This is a genomic window from Bradyrhizobium sp. Kon56 (assembly GCF_055807635.1).
The window spans coordinates 97,618-117,595 of the sequence record NZ_JBVVOU010000005.1; the positions used below are offsets into that span (position 1 = coordinate 97,618).

General features: G+C 64.2%; 19 protein-coding genes and 1 pseudogene. 14 read left to right on the forward strand and 6 right to left on the reverse strand.

All coding sequences use genetic code 11. The features are described from left to right. Positions 1-83: 83 nt before the first annotated feature. The 4 genes from rpsF (at position 84) to rplI (ending at position 2,620) form a co-directional block, all read left to right on the forward strand. The gene (rpsF, locus tag AC0L3B_RS10125; RefSeq protein WP_446480233.1) at positions 84-599 is read left to right on the forward strand and encodes a 30S ribosomal protein S6; all 516 of its coding nucleotides are present in this window, start codon (positions 84-86) and stop codon (positions 597-599) included. A 5-nt stretch (positions 600-604) separates the two neighbouring features. Then, the gene (gene rpsR / locus AC0L3B_RS10130) at positions 605-844 is read left to right on the forward strand and encodes a 30S ribosomal protein S18 (protein WP_007592020.1); all 240 of its coding nucleotides are present in this window, start codon (positions 605-607) and stop codon (positions 842-844) included. Between the two features lie 129 nt (positions 845-973). Continuing rightward, positions 974-1,951 (forward strand): hypothetical protein, encoded by a 978-nt coding sequence (locus AC0L3B_RS10135; RefSeq protein ID WP_204510986.1) that lies wholly within the window; start codon positions 974-976, stop codon positions 1,949-1,951. A gap of 63 nt (positions 1,952-2,014) precedes the next feature. Beyond that, positions 2,015-2,620 (forward strand): 50S ribosomal protein L9, encoded by a 606-nt coding sequence (rplI, locus tag AC0L3B_RS10140; RefSeq protein WP_007609316.1) that lies wholly within the window; start codon positions 2,015-2,017, stop codon positions 2,618-2,620. A 37-nt stretch (positions 2,621-2,657) separates the two neighbouring features. On the opposite strand, the pseudogene AC0L3B_RS10145 reads toward rplI, so the two are convergent. Both AC0L3B_RS10145 and AC0L3B_RS10150 read right to left on the reverse strand, forming a co-directional pair. Continuing rightward, positions 2,658-2,896, reverse strand: a pseudogene (locus tag AC0L3B_RS10145) (PaaI family thioesterase); the annotation flags it as partial. 26 nt (positions 2,897-2,922) lie between these two features. After that, positions 2,923-3,966, reverse strand: coding sequence for a hypothetical protein (locus AC0L3B_RS10150; protein ID WP_026233740.1), 1,044 nt, complete (start codon positions 3,964-3,966; stop codon positions 2,923-2,925). Between the two features lie 281 nt (positions 3,967-4,247). Between AC0L3B_RS10150 and AC0L3B_RS10155 the strand changes: the two genes are divergently transcribed. From AC0L3B_RS10155 to alr, 3 genes are all read left to right on the forward strand, one after another. Next, the gene (locus AC0L3B_RS10155) at positions 4,248-5,498 is read left to right on the forward strand and encodes an SAM-dependent methyltransferase (protein ID WP_018459125.1); all 1,251 of its coding nucleotides are present in this window, start codon (positions 4,248-4,250) and stop codon (positions 5,496-5,498) included. A 756-nt stretch (positions 5,499-6,254) separates the two neighbouring features. Continuing rightward, positions 6,255-7,763: a replicative DNA helicase gene (locus tag AC0L3B_RS10160; protein ID WP_018459126.1), complete on the forward strand. Its 1,509-nt coding sequence runs from the start codon at positions 6,255-6,257 to the stop codon at positions 7,761-7,763. A gap of 45 nt (positions 7,764-7,808) precedes the next feature. Then, positions 7,809-9,095, forward strand: a complete 1,287-nt coding sequence (alr, locus tag AC0L3B_RS10165; RefSeq protein WP_473380351.1) for an alanine racemase — start codon at positions 7,809-7,811, stop codon at positions 9,093-9,095. A gap of 12 nt (positions 9,096-9,107) precedes the next feature. Here alr and AC0L3B_RS10170 read toward each other — a convergent pair whose 3' ends face one another. Beyond that, positions 9,108-9,326 carry a cysteine rich repeat-containing protein gene (locus tag AC0L3B_RS10170; protein WP_247368419.1) on the reverse strand — a complete coding sequence of 73 codons (219 nt, stop codon included), beginning with the start codon at positions 9,324-9,326 and terminating at the stop codon, positions 9,108-9,110. A gap of 40 nt (positions 9,327-9,366) precedes the next feature. Between AC0L3B_RS10170 and AC0L3B_RS10175 the strand changes: the two genes are divergently transcribed. Further along, on the forward strand, positions 9,367-10,137 hold the full coding sequence (locus tag AC0L3B_RS10175; protein ID WP_247368422.1) for an exodeoxyribonuclease III: 771 nt from the start codon (positions 9,367-9,369) through the stop codon (positions 10,135-10,137). 1 nt (position 10,138) lies between these two features. Here AC0L3B_RS10175 and AC0L3B_RS10180 read toward each other — a convergent pair whose 3' ends face one another. From AC0L3B_RS10180 to AC0L3B_RS10190, 3 genes are all read right to left on the reverse strand, one after another. After that, entirely contained in the window at positions 10,139-10,954 is an 816-nt protein-coding gene (locus AC0L3B_RS10180; protein ID WP_018459130.1) for an SGNH/GDSL hydrolase family protein, read from the reverse strand. Positions 10,955-11,053: 99 nt separating this feature from the next. Then, positions 11,054-11,422 (reverse strand): GFA family protein, encoded by a 369-nt coding sequence (locus tag AC0L3B_RS10185; RefSeq protein WP_473380352.1) that lies wholly within the window; start codon positions 11,420-11,422, stop codon positions 11,054-11,056. A gap of 629 nt (positions 11,423-12,051) precedes the next feature. Further along, positions 12,052-12,918: a L,D-transpeptidase gene (locus tag AC0L3B_RS10190; RefSeq protein ID WP_085352901.1), complete on the reverse strand. Its 867-nt coding sequence runs from the start codon at positions 12,916-12,918 to the stop codon at positions 12,052-12,054. Positions 12,919-13,112: 194 nt separating this feature from the next. Here AC0L3B_RS10190 and AC0L3B_RS10195 point away from each other — a divergent pair, with 194 nt between their 5' ends. From AC0L3B_RS10195 to AC0L3B_RS10220, 6 genes are all read left to right on the forward strand, one after another. Further along, the gene (locus tag AC0L3B_RS10195; RefSeq protein WP_018459133.1) at positions 13,113-13,838 is read left to right on the forward strand and encodes a sulfite exporter TauE/SafE family protein; all 726 of its coding nucleotides are present in this window, start codon (positions 13,113-13,115) and stop codon (positions 13,836-13,838) included. Between the two features lie 103 nt (positions 13,839-13,941). Next, positions 13,942-15,387, forward strand: coding sequence for a DNA repair protein RadA (gene radA, locus AC0L3B_RS10200; RefSeq protein WP_018459134.1), 1,446 nt, complete (start codon positions 13,942-13,944; stop codon positions 15,385-15,387). 165 nt (positions 15,388-15,552) lie between these two features. Next, a complete protein-coding gene (locus AC0L3B_RS10205; RefSeq protein ID WP_007592055.1) occupies positions 15,553-16,182 on the forward strand; it encodes a CvpA family protein in 630 nt (209 codons plus the stop codon). A gap of 28 nt (positions 16,183-16,210) precedes the next feature. Beyond that, complete coding sequence (gene purF / locus AC0L3B_RS10210) at positions 16,211-17,716, forward strand: amidophosphoribosyltransferase (protein ID WP_018459135.1); 1,506 nt, start codon at positions 16,211-16,213, stop codon at positions 17,714-17,716. Between the two features lie 144 nt (positions 17,717-17,860). Beyond that, positions 17,861-18,601 carry an SDR family NAD(P)-dependent oxidoreductase gene (locus AC0L3B_RS10215; protein WP_473380353.1) on the forward strand — a complete coding sequence of 247 codons (741 nt, stop codon included), beginning with the start codon at positions 17,861-17,863 and terminating at the stop codon, positions 18,599-18,601. A 78-nt stretch (positions 18,602-18,679) separates the two neighbouring features. Further along, the gene (locus tag AC0L3B_RS10220; protein ID WP_247396336.1) at positions 18,680-19,828 is read left to right on the forward strand and encodes an NHL repeat-containing protein; all 1,149 of its coding nucleotides are present in this window, start codon (positions 18,680-18,682) and stop codon (positions 19,826-19,828) included. Positions 19,829-19,978: the final 150 nt, after the last annotated feature.

The following is a 19,978-nucleotide window of genomic DNA, read 5'->3' on the forward strand; positions in this document are numbered from 1 at the left end:
CTGAGCTTAATCCCAGAGTCCTTTCCGAAGGCCTCTTAAGGGCTTGACGCCGGGCGATGCGCCAACATGAGGAAAGGACTTCCATGGCTCTCTATGAGCATGTTTTTCTCGCGCGCCAAGACGCGAGCACGCAGCAGGTCGAAGAGCTGACTGCGCAGATGACCGGCATCGTCGAAGGTCTCGGCGGCAAGGTCAGCAAGACCGAGAATTGGGGCGTACGCTCCCTCACCTACCGCATGAACAAGAACCGCAAGGCGCATTTCGTGCTGCTCAACATCGACGCGCCGTCCGCGGCGATCGCCGAGATCGAGCGCCAGGAGCGCATCAGCGAAGACGTGATCCGCTATCTCAGCGTCCGCGTCGAGGAGCTCGAGGAAGGCCCGTCCGCGATGATGCGCAAGGCCGACCGTGACCGCGAGCGTGACGACCGTGGCGGCGGCTTCCGTGGCGATCGCGAAGGCGGTGGCTTCCGTGGCGACCGCGAGGGTGGTTTCCGTGGCGGCGATCGTGAAGGCGGCGGCTTCCGCGGTGACCGCGGTCCGCGCCGTTCGCGTGAAGACGCTGAAACCACCACCACCACCACGACGGATGGGGAGTAAGAACAATGGCTGAAGCTGGTGCACGCCGCCCGTTTTTCCGTCGCCGCAAGAGCTGCCCGTTCACGGGCGCGAATGCTCCGAAGATCGACTACAAGGACTCCAAGCTGCTGATGCGTTACGTCTCCGAGCGCGGCAAGATCGTGCCGAGCCGCATCACCGCGGTGTCCGCGAAGAAGCAGCGTGAGCTTGCCCGCGCCATCAAGCGCGCGCGGTTCCTGGGCCTGTTGCCCTACGTCATTCGCTAAGACGAATTCGGCCGGCGGCGACATCGCCGCCGGCCGTACGACCTAGTTTCTCATAAGGCTTCCGGGTCGTCCGGTCGCCGATGGTTGGGGCGAGATGCCTCTAACCGCTCGAAGGGAGCGGGACAGCTGATGATGGCCTTTGGATTGATAGCTCTGATCGCCGGCGCTGCGTCGGCCCTGATGTTCGCCTCGATCATTTCGGGCGCGCTGATCTCGCTCGTCCTGTTCTATCTCGCACCGCTGCCGCTGATGGTCGCTTCGATCGGCTGGGGACCGCTTTGCGCGAGCCTCGGCGGCATCGCCGCCGCGCTTGGCCTCGGCGCCCTGTTCGGCCTGCCCTATTGCATCGCCTTCGCCCTCACCGTCGCATTGCCGGCCTGGTGGCTCGGCCATCTCGTCCTGCTCAGCCGGCCGGTCGGAGCCGCCGCGCCGGAGCCCGCCGCCGAGCCGCCCACCGAGCCTGCGCTGGAGTGGTATCCGGTCGGCCGTATCCTGCTGTGGATCGCGGGCTTCGCCACACTGACCACGATCGCCGCGCTGCTCACGATCGGCACCGACGCGGAGACCATCACCGGCACGCTGCGCCGTGGCTTGATGCGCCTCCTCCGCGCCGCCGACCCGCAGAGCTCCGGCGAGACCGACCAATTCGTCGGCGCACTGGTGCGTATCTTGCCGGCGGGTGCCACCATCGTTGCGATGATGACGCTGACCCTCAACCTCTGGCTCAGCACCAAGGTGACGGCGACGTCGGGCCGGTTGCGGCGCCCCTGGCCGGACCTGATGACCGCGGAGCTGCCGCCGATGACGCTCGTGGCGCTCTGCGTCGCGCTCGCCTTCTGCTTCACCGGCGGACTGCTTGCGATCGCGGCGCAAATCGCGACGGCTGCGCTGATGATGGGGTACGCGCTGACCGGCTTTGCCGTGCTGCATACGCTGACGCTGGCGCTGAAGAGCCGCACCTTCTGGCTCGGCTCGACCTACGCCGTCGTCGTCGTGTTCGGATGGCCCGTCATCGCGATGGTGATCCTCGGCCTCGCCGATGCCGTGTTCGGCCTCCGCGAACGCTTCCTTCGCACGCGCCAGCCACCGCCGCTGCCGACCTCTTGAGTTCAAGTCCGAAAGTTCAAGTTCGAAATTCCACCTCACTCAACACATCAAAGGAGAACGAATATGGAAGTCATTTTGCTGGAACGCGTCAACAAGCTCGGTCACATGGGCGAAGTCGTGAAGGTTCGCGACGGCTATGCCCGCAATTTCCTGCTCAAGCGCGGCAAGGCGCTGCGCGCCACCGCCGACAACCGTGCCAAGTACGACGGCATGAAGGCCGAGCTCGAGGCTCGCAACCTTGAGTCCAAGGGCGAGGCGTCCAAGGTCGCCGAGAAGATCCAGGGCAAGAACATCATCGTGATCCGTCAAGCTTCGGAAGCCGGTCAACTGTTCGGCTCGGTCAACGTGCGCGACATCGTCGTGGCGTTCGAAGCCGACGGGGTTTCGCTGTCCCGCCCGCAGGTTCAGCTCGATGCGCCGATCAAGACCATCGGCAAGCACACCATCACGGTCGCCATCCACCCCGAGGTCGAGGTCGAGATCAGTGTCACCGTGGCGCGCAGCCAGGACGAGGCCGAGCGCATCAACCGCGGCGAGGACATCTCGAGCCGGAACGAAGACCGGGATGCTGCGGCCGAAGCGATCGCAGCCGCCGGCGAGTTCTTCGACCCGGAAGCCCTGCAGGACGACGCCGAGCCGGCGCCGGCCGCGGAAGAGACCGAGAAGTAAGCCTCGCGTTCGCGCAGGCTTTCGAAGCCCGGTCGCCTCAGGCGGCCGGGTTTTTCGTTGTGGCGGCACAATCCTCGCTCAGCATCGCGATCGACGCGAGCGCCGTCGCCGTATGGTCTCGACCCCGGCGCTGACGCAGAAAACGCCGGCTGCGGCGACGGAGACCTGACGGCCCGACTTGATCACCCTCGCCCGGCAGATCCGCTTCTCGCCGACCGCGGGCGACAACAGATTGAGCTTGTAGCCGAAACGACGAAGGCCGCGCGAGAGCGCGGCCTTCGCATGTCTAAAAATGTGGTCGCCTATCGCGAAATCGGCGGCGTCGGCGGACCGGACGATTCGGCTGGCGCCGGTGGAGTCGCAGCGGTCGCGGGCGGCGCCGGTTCCTGCGACTTCGCTGGCGGTTCGGCGCTCGCGGCGGGCTTGGGAGCAGCCTCTTCCGCCGCCTTGGGCGCAGCTGGCTCGGGAGGCTTCGCGGCGGACGGTGCGGCCGGCGTCACCTGCGGCACCGGATCGGGCCGCAACGCCGGAGCTTCGCTGCCGCGCGGCTCCACCTTGGCGCTTTCCGGCTTGGCCTCGGCGGGCTTGTCGGACGGCTTGCTGCCTTCGGGTTTGCTGCCTTCGGGTTTGCTGCCTTCGGATTTAGCTTCGCCGGAATCCACCTTCGCAGTCTCGGGCTTTGTCTCAGGCTTGGACTCGACCTTCGGCTCGCTCTTCTTGTCGTCTGCCGTCGGCGCCGCGGCATCGACCTTCGGCGCCTCATCACTTCCCGGCTTGCCGCGCTTGCCGAGACGCTTGGCCTTGCGCCCTTCGGGGACAGCCTGGCCCTCGGGCTTCGCACCTTCCTTCGTTCCTTCTTCGGCCGGCCGCGCGGCGCGCTTCTGACGCGCGCCCTCGGCCGCGGGAGCGGCACCCTCGCCTTCCGGCTTGGCGGACTCCTGGGAACGTTGCCGGCGGCCCTGATGTTCAGGAGACTGCGCGGGATTGGTATTGGCTTCCTTGTCCTTATCCTTGGCGCCGTCCTTCTTGTCCTTGCCGTCCTTATGGCCGTCCTTCGCCTGGAAGCGGGTGTCGGTGGCCCCGTTGGAGACGAGGTAGGAGGCAAGCACGCCGGCCATGTCGGGGCTGGTCGTGTAATGCTGGCGCAGGAAGCCCGGCAAGGAGCCCGGCGCCACTGTTTTCAAAAGGCCGCGCGGGCTCTTGTGACATGCATTACAGGTCTGCGCGAAAAGCTGGGATGGGGCCTTGCCGGCCTCGAGGTTCGTCGCCTGCGCGAAAACGGTATCGGTCGCGCCGAAGCCGATCAGAAGCAAGATCGTCGCGAGGCTGAGCGCTCGGCTCGACATTCCCATCATCTCCATTGAATTCCGAGAGGTGCAGCCGGCAGGCGGCGCCGCGGCGGGTCACCTTTTATCCGATTGAGCCGCGAATGGAAGCAGGCACCGCGCGCAAGGATGTGATTAAGCGGTTTTGGAATATCCGCTTTGAGCACAGCGCAATAGCGGGCCCGGGACACCTCCCTAGATCTAGATGCAAGCGCATAGGAACCGCTGAGATGCCCGGGCGTAGGGTGTGAAAGGCCGGGTTAGTCGCATCTCTTCAGGTTCGCTCGAGAGGATGGGTGCCGATGGACCGATTGTTGCGTCAATTCCTGTCTCAATTCATCCGCCGCGGGTCGATGACGGTGACCACGGCGAAGGGCTCGAAGTTCACCGTCGGCGACGGCTCGGGCGAACCGGTCGCAGTCCGCTTCGTCACCGCGGACGCAGAGCGGAAGATCCTCGTCAATCCCGAGCTCGGGCTTGGCGAGGCCTATATGGACGGCGAGTTCATTGTCGAGCATGGCACCATAGCTGATGCTCTCGCGATCCTGCTCGGTCAACCCGACCTGTTGCCGCACTGGGCAAAACCCTGGTGGCACCTGCGCTATCTGGTGCGGCACCTGAAGCAGTTCAATCCGCGCCCGCGATCCCGCCGCAACGTCGCACATCATTACGATCTCGATGCGAGGCTCTATTCGCTCTTCCTCGACGCCGACAAGCAATATAGCTGCGCCTATTTCGAGACGCCGGAGAGCACACTCGACGATGCACAGCTTGCCAAGAAACGGCACGTCGCCGCAAAGCTGCTCGTCAAGAGCGGCCAGCGCGTCCTCGACATCGGTTCGGGCTGGGGCGGACTTGGGCTCTATCTCGCCGAGATCGCAGGTGCTGACGTCACCGGCATAACGTTGTCGACCGAGCAGTTGCAGATCGCCAATGCGCGCGCAGCCGAAAAGGGCCTGACCGGATCGGCCAAATTCCTGCTTCAGGACTATCGCGACATCGCCGGTCCGTTCGACCGCATCGTCTCAGTCGGCATGCTGGAGCATGTCGGCGCCCGCTTCTACGACACCTACTTCCGGCGCTGCGCCGAGCTGCTGGATAAGGACGGCGTCATGTTGCTGCACTCGATCGGCCGTTCGCAGGGCCCGGACTCCACCAATCCCTGGATCGCCAAATACATCTTTCCCGGCGGCTACATCCCCGCCCTCTCGGAGGTGCTGCCGGCGATCGAGCGGGCGGGCTTGCTGGTCTGCGACATCGAGATTTTGCGCCTTCATTACGCCGAAACCCTGAAGGCATGGCGCGAGCGCTTCATGGCGCGACGCGAAGAAGCCGTGCAGCTGTATGACGAGCGCTTCGCGCTGATGTGGGAATTTTATCTAGCAGCCAGCGAGATGACGTTCCGCAAGCAGCATATGATGAACTTCCAGATTCAACTCACCCGCCGTCAGGGCGTCGTGCCGATGACGCGCAACTACATCGCTCGTGAAGAAGCCCGACTGCGGGCCGTCGAAGCCGGCGCCACGCCGAGGCTGAAGCTGGCTGGTGAATGAGTCCTAGTGGCGCAGGGTCGAAACCGGAGCGGACGGGGAAGAGGCCGTTAAGGCCAATTGCATCCGCAGCGCTTTCAGGATTTCAGGGGCGACCGGTTCCCGACGCACTTCCGGCCGCTCAGCGTGCTCCATGGCCGCGATCAGCCCCGACAGCCAAAGTCGGCTGCCTGCTTCGCTTCGCCAATTCCGGGGCTGCCGTTCTGGCCGCATCGCTTGCCTCGTTCCCTGGTGGCAGATCAGGAGACAACCCCCCGCCCGCTAACCTGTTCCGGCTGTACCCCCCGAAAGAATCCGGGGAGATGTGATCTGCTTCACAAAAGTCTCGTCAGCCCTGGCTTAGACCGTCGCCATGAGCAACGAGACCAAAACCTCATTCGACGTGCAGGACGACCTCCGCACCGATTACGCCCTGATCGCTACCGGCGTCGGGGCGGCCCTGGTTGCACTGGTCTACCTCCTGCTGGTCTGAACCGAGCCAAAAGCGCCTGGCCGTGGGTCATTCCCGCGCGTCTCGATGTGTCTGCCCGGCACCCCATCAGGTTCACTTCATCCGGCGTTTTCCGGGGTGCGTAACGACCGCATCTAGGCCGCGACCTGGTTCCACGAAATCCGTCAAGCGCGGCGCGTGCTGCGGCGGTCAATCATCCACCATTTTAATGATCGGTTGATAGCGGCGAGCTTTTGCTTCCGCTTTGGGCTGAGGCGGCGCTTTATCCCGGCCCCGCATCCGCCCCAGAAAATTGCTATCGCTCGACCATGGCCCTGACTGATTCGAACGTTCTCAAACTCGCGCCCGAAGCCGGAACCCCGGCCTATCGGAGCGCGCCGCATAACATCGAGGCGGAACAGAGCCTTCTGGGCGCGATCCTGGTCAACAACGACGCGTTTTACCGCGTCTCCGATTTTCTGGAGCCGAAGCATTATTTCGAGCCGCTGCACCAGACCATCTTCGAGACCGCCAGCAGCCTGATCCGGATGGGCAAGATCGCGACGCCCGTCACCCTGAAGACCTTCCTGCCCGCCGACACCGACATCGGCGGCATGACCATCGGGCAATATCTGGCGCGCCTCGCCGCCGAAGCGACGACCATCATCAATGCGCAGGATTATGGGCGCACCATCTACGATCTGGCATTGCGACGCGACCTGATCGGCATCGGCGAGGACATGGTCAATGTCGCCTATGACGCCCCGGTCGACTTCGCGCCGCGGGCGCAGATCGAGGACGCCGAGCGCCGCCTCTACGAACTCGCCGAATCCGGCCGCTATGACGGAGGCTTCCAGAAATTCTCGCAGGCGCTGACGCTTGCGGTCGATCTGGCCGCGAAAGCGTTCCAGCGCGACGGAAAGCTGTCGGGCATCTCGACGGGCCTGCGCGACCTCGACACCAAAATGGGCGGGTTGCAGCACTCCGACCTCATCATCGTCGCCGGCCGCCCCGGCATGGGCAAGACGTCGCTTGCAACCAACATCGCCTACAACGTCGCCCGGGCCTACGTTCCAGAACTCCAGGCCGACGGCACCATGAAGGCCGCCCATGGCGGCGTCATCGGCTTCTTCTCCTGCGAAATGTCGGCCGACCAGCTCGCCACGCGTATTGTGGCCGAGCGCACCGGCATCCCTTCCTCCTCGATCCGCCGCGGCGGCATCTCGGAGGCCGATTTCGAGAAGATCCGCGAGGTCTCGATCGAGCTGCAGTCGCTGCCCTTCTATGTCGACGAGACCGGCGGTCTCTCGATTGCGCAGCTCATGGCGCGCGCCCGCCGGCTGAAGCGGCAGAAGGGCCTCGACCTCATCGTCATCGACTACATCCAGCTCTTGTCGGGTTCGGGCAAGCGCAGCGAAAACCGCGTGCAGGAAATCACCGAGATCACGACCAGTCTGAAGGCGCTCGCCAAGGAACTCAGCGTGCCCGTGATTGCGCTTTCGCAGCTCTCGCGCCAGGTCGAATCGCGCGACGACAAGCGGCCACAGCTCTCGGATTTGCGCGAATCCGGCTCGATCGAGCAGGACGCCGACGTCGTGCTGTTCGTCTATCGCGAGGAATATTACCTCGGAAACAAGGAGCCGCGCCCGGGCACACCCGAGCACGAAAAATGGCGCCTGGACATGGATCTTGCGCACGGCAAGGCCGAAGTCATCATCGGCAAGCAGCGCCACGGCCCGACCGGCACCGTCGATCTGGCCTTCGAAGCGTCGGTCACCCGGTTCGGCGACCTTGCGCCGGACAGCCAGGTGCCGGACCGCGGCGGCGGCGACTATTGAGTTCCCTGGGTTGAACCTGACCGGCCTCTTGCGTAAAACGGCGCCATGACAACGGCGTCCGACCCGAAAATGATCCCGCAATCCGGCCTTCTCTCCGCGGAGGCCAATCAGGCTGCCGCGCTCGCGACCTTCGGCGGCGTGCTCACCGTCGATCTCGATGCCATCATCGCCAATTGGCGTAAGCTCGAGAAGACGGCGGTGCCGGCCGAATGCTCGGCGGTGATCAAGGCAGACGCCTATGGCTGCGGCGCCGAGCAGGTCGCGGGTGCCTTGAACAAGGCCGGCTGCAAGACCTTCTTCGTCGCCACCATCGAGGAAGCGCGCAAGGTGCGCGCGGCGGTGCCGGAGCCTGCGATCTACGTGCTCGGCGGCTATTTCCAGAACACCGGCGAGCACTACGCCCAGATCAACTGCCGCCCCGTGATCGGCGATCTCAACGAGCTCGCCGAATGGGACGTGTTCTGCCGCCGCACCGGCTGGACCGGTGGCGCCGCCATCCACATCGACACCGGCATGAATCGACTCGGCCTGACGCTCGCGGAAGCGCAGGCCATTATCCCCCGCATCAACGCCGGCGATCACGGCATTACGCTGGTGATGAGCCATCTGGTTTCGGCCGAGCAGCTCAACAACCCGGTGAATGCCAAGCAACTCGCGGCCTTCCGCGGCATCGCCAGCGAATTCTCCGGCGTGCCGGCGGCGCTCGCCAATTCGTCCGGCGTCTTCCTCGGCGCGCCCTTCCAGTTCGACATGGTGCGGCCGGGCGCCGCGCTTTACGGCGTCAACCCGACGCCGGAGGCTGACAATCCGATGCAGCCGGTGGTCGATCTCAAGGCCCGCATCGTGCAGATCCGCAATGTCGAGCGCGGCGAGAGCGTCGGCTATGGCGGCACCTGGACGGCACGGCGACCGACGAAACTCGCGATCATCGCGGTCGGTTATGCCGACGGCTATTTCCGCGCCGCAAGCTCCAATGACGGCACCCGCGGCGCCGAGGTCATCGTCGCCGGCAAGCGCTGTCCGGTCGCCGGCCGCGTTTCGATGGACCTGATCGCGATCGATATCACCGATCTGCCGCCGAATGCGGCGCGGCGCGGCCACATGGTGACGCTGCTCGGCGAGGGCATCACCGTCGACGAGCTCGCGCATCATTTCGGAACGATCGGCTACGAGGTGCTGACCAGCCTCGGCCGCCGCTACGCCCGCATCTACAAGGGCGGAAATGTGGCGGAGCCGCTGGCCAGGCCGGCTTCCGCGCAGGCGGTCGAGCAGCAGACGCCCGCTCCGCCATCGATCGAACAGCCCGCAAGCGCGCCGCCGCTGCCGGGCTGAGCGACTTGCCGCCTACTTCTTTTTCCTGCTGTCCAGCGCCGTCTTGCAGGTTGCGCTGAGCTTGTCGCGCTTGCCGTTGAGGCAGGCAACGATGCCGCCGCCCGGCGCAATGCCGGCGCAGAATTTGTCGTAGTCGGCCTTGCACGCGCCGCGCGGATCGGATGATTGTGCCGAGGCAACCCCGGAGAACGCAACGGCGACGGCGATGACGGCAAAGCTCAACTTGGACATTGTTTCTCCGGTAACGGAAGGCAGGAGCCGGTAGCTCTACATGAAGATCGCGACATTCAACATCAACAACATCAATCGCCGCCTGCCCAATCTGTTGGCATGGATGCGAACGGCGAAGCCAGATGTCGTCGCACTTCAGGAGTTGAAGGCAAGTGATGGCGAATTTCCGGCGACCGCGATCGAAAAGGCCGGTTACGGCGCAGTGTGGTGTGGACAGAAGACCTGGAACGGCGTCGCCATCCTGGCCCGCAATGCCGAGCCCATTCTCACCCGCGATCGCTTGCCGGGAAAACCTGCCGATCACGAAGCCCGCTACATCGAGGCCGCGGTACGCGGTGTCATCGTCACCAGCATCTACCTGCCGAACGGCAATCCGCAGCCGGGACCGAAATTCGACTACAAGCTCGACTGGTTCGCGCGGCTCAAGCGCCATGCCAGAACCTTGCTCAAGCAGGAGCTGCCCGTGGTGCTCGCCGGCGACTACAACGTTGCACCTGATGAGCTCGACATCTATCCGACGCGCTCGTGGGACAAGGATGCCTTGATCCAACCGAAGAGCCGTGCGGCCTTTGCCTCGCTGCTGGCACAAGGCTGGTGTGACGCGATCCGCGAACTGCACCCCGAGCAGCGCATCTACACCTTCTGGGATTACAAGCGAAACCGCTGGCCGCGAGATGCGGGCCTGCGGCTCGACCATGTCCTGCTCAGCCCTACCCTCGTCTCACGCCTGGCAAAAGCCGGCGTGGACAAGAAGGTTCGCGGCGAAGAAGGCGCGAGCGACCACGCACCGGCGTGGGTCGTGCTGCGCTAGGTCAACGCCCGTAATACTCCTGCACCGTGTCCCACGCTGCTTTCTGCAGCAGCTCCACCGTCGGGCCGTCCAGTCCCATCGTGTAGGAATTGCCGACCGGCGAGCGGCCGGTCAGCGCGGCGAACGTCACGCAGGTCGCCAGATATGTGCCTGCGGGGCTCGGGTGCCGCTTGTCCGGCGCATACAGATTGAGCTCGGGCTGCAGCTTGCGCACGCGCGCGAAGGCAAAACCTGCGGGGATCACCAGCGCATCATTGGCATTGCCTGCGATTGTGTAGGCCTCGGCCAACGCTTCCGTCATCTCAGGCTTGTCGGCGTAAGCCCAGGACATGAACAAGACCGGCCGCATGCCGTTGGCGCGGACGATCTCGCTGTCCTTCTTTACGAAGGTCGTGAACGCGTCCTTCAATTGCGGATGGATGGGGCACTGGCTGCAATCCATCATCACGACGGCGTCGTACTGCCTGCCCGGCTTGTTGAAGACGACGTTGTTCTGCTCGTCGAACGAATAGGCGCCGAGGCCACCCGGCCGCAGCAGGTTGTCCATGTCATGCCAATCGAGGCCGGAACCGCCGATCGTCGCCATGGTGTTGCGATAGGCCGTCTTGTTTTCAGGGTCCGCAGCCCGCTCCATGAAGGAGAGATGCCCGGGCATGCCGTTGTTGTAATAGAAGAAGCTGTTGCCGACGAACAGCGCGGCCTTGGGGAAATCCGGTCCTGATGTCGTGACCTTGGGCCTGGTCTGCGCCTGCGCATTGAAGCCGGCTACAACGGCCAGACACATCGCGAGCATCACTCGCGCGAAAAGACGCATCATCGGCTTCCTCCCCTTTTTCTGTCGGGCCGGAAACAGATCAGCTTTTCAAGAGGGCCTCAAGAGCACGGACGAGCAGCAGACATGCGCGAGAGCGCATGCTCACCATAAATTCTTGCCATCGATTATGGTCACCGGCACGGTCTCGAGATCGAACTCGTCGAACAGGCGCGCGTTGACGGCGACCCTCGGATTGTCGAAATCGGGCTTGCCGGTCGACCAGTCCGGCGACTCCGAATAGGTACCGCAGCCGCAGCTTGCGCAGAAATGGTGTTTGACCGTTCGGCTGCCCCAGAGATAGGTCGCGAGGTTCTCCGCGGGCGACAGCAGCCGAAACTGCGCCGGCGTGTAATAGGCCCACAACGCGCCGCGCTTGGCGCAGAGCGAACAGGTGCAACGGGTGACGCTCGCGGGCGCCTCCGTCACCTCGAACACCGTCTCACCGCAATGACAGCTTCCCTCGACCCGCATGACCCACTCTTTGTTTTGTCAGGAGATGGTCGTAGCCGGACCCTGCTGCCAACATGCTGTCAGCAGCGCGCAGCCGGACTTGCCCCATGTGCTGCGAGCACCGACTTGCCGCGCCAACTCAACAAAAACATGAAAAACAACCCCATGCACAGTAGCCGATGGCTGGCAAATCAATGGGTTACGCATGCTCCGAAACACTGATTTGACGCGTCGGGCAAACACTGGCGGGATGTTTTCAGAAGCGGTCGTCGACACGGTGGAGCGTGGACTTCATCGCAGCAGCGCGTCATGCGATGCGAAGGGCCTACGGGAGACAGCTCGGGCTTCGATATGAAGGGGCAGCCCGTCGACGCCCCTCTTCGGGGACGTCGACGGCATGAAATTGCGATGGCAAATTGCAATCCTTGGTGCTGCTCTAACCGGCGCAGCTCTGAGCTACGATTATACTCATACCGCAATCGGGGTGACTGAGCCGTGCCGGAGAAGTTCTTCGGGCGAGGTGGTGGTCTGTCCTCCGCCCTACAAGCCATAAATTGTTTGTGCCTGTCACAAGCTTCCGACCGGATGACCTCGTAGGCGACTTGAATTGCCTCCTTGTCCTCCGTTGCAGGATGAGGACGGAGGACGAATTACTGCGCCTCGGCGATCTTCGCTCCAGATGACGGCATCTGCGCGTGAGTTGCCGAGGGCCGGTTCGGCGGTGATGCCGGGTCCGGTAATCGGAAAGCGGCGTCGGCTGGCGCTCCCTGGGGTGCTCGGCGGGCAACGGTCGTCGGAAGCACGATCACTTTCGCGCCGACTTTCACGCGATCATAGAGGTCAACGACGTCCTCATTGGTCAGTCGGATACAGCCGGACGAGACCCGCTTCCCGATCGTATCGGGCTTGTTGGTGCCGTGAATTCGATATTCGGTGTCGCCCAGATACATCGCCCGAGCGCCGAGCGGGTTGCCAGGACCTCCTGCCATGAACCGCGGCAGATAAGGCTGACGCGAGACCATCTCCGCAGGCGGATGCCAATCCGGCCATTCTGCCTTACGAGCCACAGTCTGCTCACCGGACCATGTGAAACCTTCGCGGCCAACACCGATGCCGTAGCGCAGTGCCTGCGCGTCGTTCAGAACGAGATAGAGGAATGTGTTCTTGGTATCGATGATCACGGTGCCCGGCGTCTGGCGGCTGGCGTAGTCAACCACCTGCCGCACGAATGCTCCGGGAACGTCAGCCGCTTTGGGCGGTTCGACCAGAGGCGCCGGGGCCGTAAGCGGAGCCGAAGCCGGCGTCGGAGCTGATGCATGAACAGGCGTTGAGACGTAAACCGGAGTTGATGACGCTTGGGCTTCGTGCGCGGACGGCTTTCGTGCCGGTTGCACGTTCGCCGGTCGGGACAGCAAGCCGTACCCCAACGCTGCGACGGCGACGGCGCCAACTGCAACTCTCGCGGCCATCGGGATTGCGAACGTCTGCGCCTTTCCGCGTTTGGCTCGCTTACCCATACTCTTCTTCCCCCAGGTCACTATGCCCAAGAGAGGTACCCAGTAAGATTTAAGAAACTTCGAAGCGATTTCGCTCAGACTGGAACCGTCGGCGATGGTTAACGCCGGGCTCTCGGCAAGATAAGGTTCTCTCGCCTCGCGGATCGCCCGCGCCGCTGGCCGCGGCTAAACTCTCCCGATTCGTGGAGACTGGTTTGGCTTTCTTGTTCGTCCTGATCGTCGGCCTCGTCGCAGGCACCATTTCCGGCATCGTCGGCACGGGCTCGTCGATCATGCTGATGCCGGTGCTGGTCTATGCCTATGGGCCAAAGGAGGCGGTGCCGATCATGGCATTGGCCGCCGTCATGGCCAACTTGTCACGAATCCTGGCCTGGTGGCGCGAGGTCGACTGGCGGGCCTGCACGGCTTATTCGGTGACAGGCATTCCAGCCGCCGTGCTCGGCGCGCGGACGCTGCTGGCCCTGCCCTCGCACGCCGTCGATCTCGCCATCGGCGTCTTCCTGATCGCGATGGTGCCGGTTCGGCACTGGTTGGCGCGGCACGATCTCAAGGCCAATCTCTGGCATCTGGCGATCGGCGGGGCCGTCATCGGCTATCTCACCGGCATCGTCGTCTCCACCGGCCCGCTCAGCGTGCCGCTATTCCTGTTCTACGGCTTGTCCCGCGGCGCTTTCCTCGCCACCGAAGCGGCATCTTCGCTCGGGCTCTATGTTGCGAAATCCGTGACTTTCGAACGTTTCGGCGCGCTGACTGGCGATGTGTTCGTCAAAGGCCTGGTCGCAGGATCGTCGTTGATGGCCGGCGCCTTCATCGCCAAACGCTTCGTGCTGCGCTTGAAGCCGGAGATGTTCCGCTTGGTGATGGACGCAATCATGATCGCGGCCGGCCTCTCCATGCTCTGGAACGCGGCGCAGCCGTAGCCGGGCTTCGGGGGGGCGCCGGGGCTCACTCTCTCGACCCGTCATTCCGTGCTATCAGCAAACCTGAAACCCCCGACTCGCTGTCCCCGGACTCGCTGTCCCCATGGCCAAGAACACACTTTCCTTCGTCTGCCAGAACTGCGGCGCGGCCTATAACCGCTGGCAGGGCAAATGCGAGTCCTGTGGCGAGTGGAATACGCTCGCGGAGGAGGACACGACCGGCAGCGTGCCGGTGTCGATCCGCTCCAAGCGCAAGGGGCGGACCTTCGCGCTCGAGAGCCTGTCCGGAAAAACCCAGGACGCCCCGCGCCTGTCCTCCGGCATGACGGAGCTCGATCGCGTGACCGGCGGCGGCTTTGTCCGCGGCTCGGTGCTGCTGGTCGGCGGCGATCCCGGCATCGGCAAGTCGACGCTGCTGACGCAGGCCACAAGCCTGCTCGCGCGCGCCGGACACCGCGTCGTCTACATCTCGGGCGAAGAGGCGGTCGCGCAGGTGCGGTTGCGCGCCGAACGGCTCGGGCTGTCGGATGCGCCGGTGCAGCTCGCCGCCGAAACGTCGGTCGAGGACATTGTCTCGACGCTGTCTGAGGGCGCGGTGCCGCGGCTGATCGTGATCGATTCGATTCAGACCATGTGGACCGACACGGTGGAATCGGCACCCGGCACGGTGACGCAGGTGCGCGCCTCGGCGCAGGCCCTGATCCGTTTTGCCAAAAGGACCGGCGCGGCCATCATCCTGGTCGGCCATGTAACCAAGGACGGACAGATCGCCGGCCCTCGCGTGGTCGAGCACATGGTCGATGCGGTGCTGTCGTTCGAGGGCGAAGGCTCGCAGCAATTCCGCATCCTGCGCGCCGTGAAGAATCGTTTCGGGCCGACCGACGAGATCGGCGTGTTCGAGATGACCGGGCTTGGCCTGCGCGAAGTCACCAATCCTTCCGAGCTGTTTTTGTCGGAGCGCGATCTCGGCACGCCCGGCACCGCAGTCTTCGCGGGTATCGAGGGTACAAGACCCGTTCTGGTCGAATTGCAGGCACTGGTGGCGCCGACCTCGCTCGGCACCCCGCGCCGGGCCGTGGTGGGCTGGGATCCGAGCCGGCTATCGATGGTGCTGGCGGTGCTGGAAGCCCATTGCGGGGTGAAGCTGTCCGGCCACGACGTCTATCTGAACGTCGCGGGCGGCCTGCGCATCCACGAGCCCGCGGCTGATCTGGCCGCCGCGGCGGCGCTGGTGTCCTCGCTGGTTAATGCGCAGTTGCCCTCCGATGCGGTCTATTTCGGCGAGATCTCGCTGTCCGGCGTGGTGCGCCCGGTAGCGCAGACCCCGGCCCGGCTGAAAGAAGCGGCAAAACTCGGCTTCCAGCGTGCCGTTCTGCCCGAATCGGCCCGGGGCGAAGCCGGCGGCGATGCCGGCTTGTCGCTGAACGCGATCAACAGCCTGACGACATTGGTCGCCGAGATCGCCGCACGCGGCTCCCGGCGGGGCGACTCGAGCGCACCGGCAGAGAAAAATGCCACACCAGCAAGATTCCGCCGTGGAGAGGGTTAGCCGGTGGTGACGTCCCCCGCCCTCGCCGCTATACAGCCGTCACAAAAGCAGCATGGGATTGCGTGGTTGCGGCCTTGCCGGGAACGTCGTCTGGCCCTCACTTAGGGCGGCGGCCAAGCACCGATTCGCTGAGCACCTTGAAGTACGAGCGGACCAGACCAGCCGATGCCAGTAACCATCCTCGACCTGATCCTGCTCGGTGTGATGCTGATTTCGGGCCTGCTCGCCATGGTTCGCGGCTTCATGCGCGAGATCCTGTCGATCGCGGCCTGGGGCACGGCGGCGATTGTCACGCTTTATTCATTCTCGAAGCTGCTGCCGACCGCAAAGACCTATTTCAACAACGATACCGTCGCGAGCGTGGTCGTGGTTGCCGGCGTGTTCGTGGGCACTTTGGTCGTGGTCTCCGTGATCACGGTCCGGATCTCCGACATGATCCTGGATTCGCGCATCGGCGCACTGGACCGCACCCTCGGCTTTCTGTTCGGGCTGGCGCGCGGACTTTTGATCGTCGTGGTCGCCTTCCTGTTCTTCACCTGGCTCGTGCCGGACAAGCAGCGCCCGGATTGGGTCACGGGGGCCAAATCCCGCGTGGTGCTGCAGGGAACCGGGGATTGGCTGATGGCCCTCTTGCCTGACGACCCCGAGAACACCATCTTGAAGAGATTCAAGAAAAACAAACCAGATGAAGAGCAAACTGATTCCGAGCAGCAGCCTTCGGGCAGTGGCGACGGATACAGCAAACCGGCTCGTGACAGCCTTAAAAAGCTGATCGAGAAACCCGCGGCGCGTTGATTAAGCCCTAACGAGAGGCTCGGACGAGATGCGAAATCCTGACCAGGACGCCCTACTTGATCTCGGCCCGGCCGCGCTGGAACTTCAAGACGATCTGGAGGGGGATACGCTGCGCGAGGAATGCGGCGTCTTCGGCATCTACGGCCACCCCGATGCCGCCGCCATCACGGCGCTCGGCCTCCATGCCCTTCAGCACCGCGGCCAGGAAGCAGCCGGCATCGTCTCCTATGACGGCGGCCGCTTTCATTCCGAACGCCGCCTCGGCCTCGTCGGCGACACCTTCTCCCGCCGAGAGGTGATCGACCGCCTGCCCGGCACAATGGCAGTCGGCCATGTCCGCTATTCCACCACCGGCGCGACCATCCTGCGCAACGTGCAACCGCTGTTCGCCGAACTGAATGCCGGCGGCCTTGCGGTCGCCCACAACGGCAATCTCACCAACGGCCTGACGCTGCGCCGCGAGCTCGTGAGGAACGGCGCGATGATGCAGTCGACCACCGACACCGAGGTGATCCTGCACCTGGTCGCGCGCTCCAGGCGCAGCCGCTTCATCGAGCGCTATATCGACGCGCTGCGCGAGATCGAGGGCGCCTATGCGCTGGTGTCGCTGACCAACAAGAAGCTGGTCGGCGCGCGCGATCCGCGCGGCATCCGTCCGCTGGTGCTCGGCGAACTCGATGGTTGTCCGATCCTGACCTCCGAGACCTGCGCACTCGACATCATCGGCGCACGCTTCGTCCGCGACATCGAGCCCGGCGAGGTCATCGTGTTCGACGAGAACGGGCAGGACATCCACAAGCCGTTCCCGCCGATCGCGCCGCGTCCCTGCATCTTCGAGTACATCTACTTCTCCCGTCCGGATTCCATCGTCCACGGCCGCTCGGTCTACGAGGTGCGCAAGGCCTTTGGTGCTCAGCTTGCGCGCGAGAGCCACGTGCCGGTCGATGTCGTGGTGCCGGTGCCGGATTCCGGCGTGCCCGCGGCGGTTGGCTACAGCCAGCATTCCGGCATCCCGTTCGAACTCGGCATCATCCGCAACCACTATGTCGGCCGCACCTTCATCCAGCCGACGCAGGCGATCCGCGAATCCGGTGTGCGCATGAAGCATTCGGCCAACCGCGCCGCGATCGAAGGCAAGCGCATCATCCTGATCGACGATTCGCTGGTACGCGGCACCACCTCGAAGAAGATCGTCCGCATGATGCGCGATGCCGGCGCCAAGGAAGTGCATTTCCGCCTCGCCTCGCCGCCGATCCTCTATCCCGACTATTACGGTATCGATCTGCCGGACCGTGGTGGTCTTCTTGCGGCGACACATTCGCTGGAAGAGATGCGCGAGATCATCGGCGCCGACTCGCTCGCCTTCCTGTCGATCGACGGCATGTACCGCGCCATGGGCGAGCCCGGCCGCGACCCCGCCAATCCGAAATTCTCGGATCATTGCTTCACCGGGGCTTATCCGACCCACCTCACCGACCAGACCCAGACCGAGCAGCAGCCGCGGCAATTGTCGTTGCTGGCGGAGGCGAGCTAGGCTCGTCGTCCTGGCGAAAGCCAGGACCCATTACCACAGGCCTTTCTGGTACGAAGAAGGTGTGACAATCATCTTCCCTAGCCATAAACGTCACGGCGTATGGGTCCTGGCTTTCGCCAGGACGACGCTGGATAGAACCTTTCAATGACAAATCCCCTCGCCAACCGCATCGCTCTCGTCACCGGCGCCTCGCGCGGAATCGGCTTCGCCACGGCCAAGGCGCTGGCCAAGGCCGGCGCGCATATCGTTGCGGTCGCGCGCACGCAGGGCGGGCTGGAAGAGCTCGACGACGAGATCCGCAAGGACGGCGGCAGCGCCACGCTGGTGCCGCTCAACCTCACCGATTCCGACGGCATCGCGCGCCTAGGTGCCGGCCTGCATGAGCGGTACGGTAAGCTCGACATCCTCGTCGGCAATGCCGGCGTGCTTGGGCCCTCCTCACCGATCGGCCATATCGAGCTGAAGGCCTTCACCGACGTGATGGCGGTCAACGTCGCCGCGAACTTCCAGCTGATCCGTTGCATGGAGCCGCTGCTCAAGCAGTCCGACGCCGGTCGCGCGGTGTTCATCACTTCCGGCGCCGCCAACAAGGCGACCGCCTATGTCAGCCCCTACGCGGCCTCCAAGGCGGCGCTGGAGACGCTGGCGCGCGCCTGGGCGCAGGAGACCGCGAACACCAAGCTGCGCGTCAATCTGTTCAATCCGGGCCCCGTCCGCACCCGGATGCGCGCGACGCTGATGCCGGGCGAGGATCCGGCGACGCTCGATACAGCCGAGCAGGTCGCCGAATTCATCGTGCCAATGTGCGCGCCTGATTGGACCGAGACCGGCAAGTTCTACGACTACAAGACCCGCAGCCTGATGAGCTTCCGCTCGCCGGCCTGATTGACTTGACGGCCTCCCCGCGATTGACTGCCCGCGCTCAAGCGGCAGCAAGCCGCAAGCCAATAAAGGGAGGTTGCCATGGCGCCATGGCGGAATCGCGCAGGCTTTAAGCGTGCGCTCGCAAATGTCTCTCGCGTCCTCTCCGTTCTGATCGTGGCCGTCGCGTTTGCGCTTCCGGGCGCGGCGACCGCCGGCGATGTCCCGACCTTCGCGGTCGATGCGTCCTGGCCAAAGCCGTTGCCGAACAACTGGATCCTCGGCCAGGTCGGCGGCATCACCGTCGACTGGCAGGGCCACATCTGGGTGATCCATCGTCCCCGCTCCCTCACCGACGACGAGAAAGGCGCGAGCCTCACCCCGCCGCGTTCCAAATGCTGCGTGTCGGCGCCGCCGGTGCTCGAATTCGACAGCGACGGCAATCTGCTGCGATCGTGGGGCGGCGCGGGCGAAGGCTATGAATGGGTCGGCCGCGAGCATGGCATCGAGGTCGACGAGCGCGGCTTCGTCTGGGTCGGTGGCAATGCCGACAATGATAACGCCATCCTGAAATTCACGCTCGACGGCAAGTTCGTCGCCCAGATCGGCAAGATCGCGCCGAGCCTCGGCAGCAACGACACGACGCAGCTCGGCAAGCCCGCCGAGACCGCGATCGACAAGGCCGCCAACGAAATCTACGTCGCCGACGGCTACGGCAATCGCCGCGTCATCGTGTTCGACGCGACCACGCTCGCCTACAAGCGGCACTGGGGCGCCTACGGCAACAAGCCCGACGACACCAAGCAGGCGGCGTATGATCCCAAGGCGCCAGTGTCCCAGCAGTTCGGCAATCCCGTCCACTGCGTGAAGCTCGCCAATGACGGCCTCGTCTACGTCTGCGACCGCATCAACAACCGCATCCAGGTGTTCAAGACGGACGGCAGCTTCGTGAAGGAGTTCTTCTTTGAGAAGAACACGCTCGGTAACGGCGCGGTGTGGGATGTCGCGATCTGGCCCGACCCGAAGCAGACCTGGCTGCTCAGCGCCGACGGCGAGAACAACGAGATCAGGGTGATCAAGCGCGAGGACGGCAACGTGGTCGGCAGCTTCGGGCACAACGGCCGCAATGCCGGACAATTCCACTGGGTGCATGCCATGGCGATCGACGCCAAGGGTAACGTCTATACCGCCGAGGTCGACACCGGGAAGCGCATCCAGAAATTCAAGCTGACATCGGACGCGCTGAAATAGCGTCTCGACGCATTTTCTCCAAAAGTTAACGGAGGGATGACGCTGCGACGCAGCGTCATCCGGCTTTAGGCGCATTGCCGCCGGCCGTGGGACACGGTAGAGCCATCAGCCGGAACAAGGCTCCCATTCAAGAGAGCCGTCCGCATGTTT

Excerpts from the sequence above, each read along its gene's own strand:
- rpsF (WP_446480233.1), top strand. The coding sequence starts at position 84 with ATGGCTCTCTATGAGCATGTTTTTCTCGCGCGCCAAGACGCGAGCACG.
- rpsR (WP_007592020.1), top strand. The coding sequence starts at position 605 with ATGGCTGAAGCTGGTGCACGCCGCCCGTTTTTCCGTCGCCGCAAGAGC.
- AC0L3B_RS10135 (WP_204510986.1), top strand. The coding sequence starts at position 974 with ATGATGGCCTTTGGATTGATAGCTCTGATCGCCGGCGCTGCGTCGGCC.
- rplI (WP_007609316.1), top strand. The coding sequence starts at position 2,015 with ATGGAAGTCATTTTGCTGGAACGCGTCAACAAGCTCGGTCACATGGGC.
- AC0L3B_RS10150 (WP_026233740.1), bottom strand. The coding sequence starts at position 3,966 with ATGTCGAGCCGAGCGCTCAGCCTCGCGACGATCTTGCTTCTGATCGGC.
- AC0L3B_RS10155 (WP_018459125.1), top strand. The coding sequence starts at position 4,248 with ATGGACCGATTGTTGCGTCAATTCCTGTCTCAATTCATCCGCCGCGGG.
- AC0L3B_RS10160 (WP_018459126.1), top strand. The coding sequence starts at position 6,255 with ATGGCCCTGACTGATTCGAACGTTCTCAAACTCGCGCCCGAAGCCGGA.
- alr (WP_473380351.1), top strand. The coding sequence starts at position 7,809 with ATGACAACGGCGTCCGACCCGAAAATGATCCCGCAATCCGGCCTTCTC.
- AC0L3B_RS10170 (WP_247368419.1), bottom strand. The coding sequence starts at position 9,326 with ATGTCCAAGTTGAGCTTTGCCGTCATCGCCGTCGCCGTTGCGTTCTCC.
- AC0L3B_RS10175 (WP_247368422.1), top strand. The coding sequence starts at position 9,367 with ATGAAGATCGCGACATTCAACATCAACAACATCAATCGCCGCCTGCCC.
- AC0L3B_RS10180 (WP_018459130.1), bottom strand. The coding sequence starts at position 10,954 with ATGATGCGTCTTTTCGCGCGAGTGATGCTCGCGATGTGTCTGGCCGTT.
- AC0L3B_RS10185 (WP_473380352.1), bottom strand. The coding sequence starts at position 11,422 with ATGCGGGTCGAGGGAAGCTGTCATTGCGGTGAGACGGTGTTCGAGGTG.
- AC0L3B_RS10190 (WP_085352901.1), bottom strand. The coding sequence starts at position 12,918 with ATGGGTAAGCGAGCCAAACGCGGAAAGGCGCAGACGTTCGCAATCCCG.
- radA (WP_018459134.1), top strand. The coding sequence starts at position 13,942 with ATGGCCAAGAACACACTTTCCTTCGTCTGCCAGAACTGCGGCGCGGCC.
- AC0L3B_RS10205 (WP_007592055.1), top strand. The coding sequence starts at position 15,553 with ATGCCAGTAACCATCCTCGACCTGATCCTGCTCGGTGTGATGCTGATT.
- purF (WP_018459135.1), top strand. The coding sequence starts at position 16,211 with ATGCGAAATCCTGACCAGGACGCCCTACTTGATCTCGGCCCGGCCGCG.
- AC0L3B_RS10215 (WP_473380353.1), top strand. The coding sequence starts at position 17,861 with ATGACAAATCCCCTCGCCAACCGCATCGCTCTCGTCACCGGCGCCTCG.
- AC0L3B_RS10220 (WP_247396336.1), top strand. The coding sequence starts at position 18,680 with ATGGCGCCATGGCGGAATCGCGCAGGCTTTAAGCGTGCGCTCGCAAAT.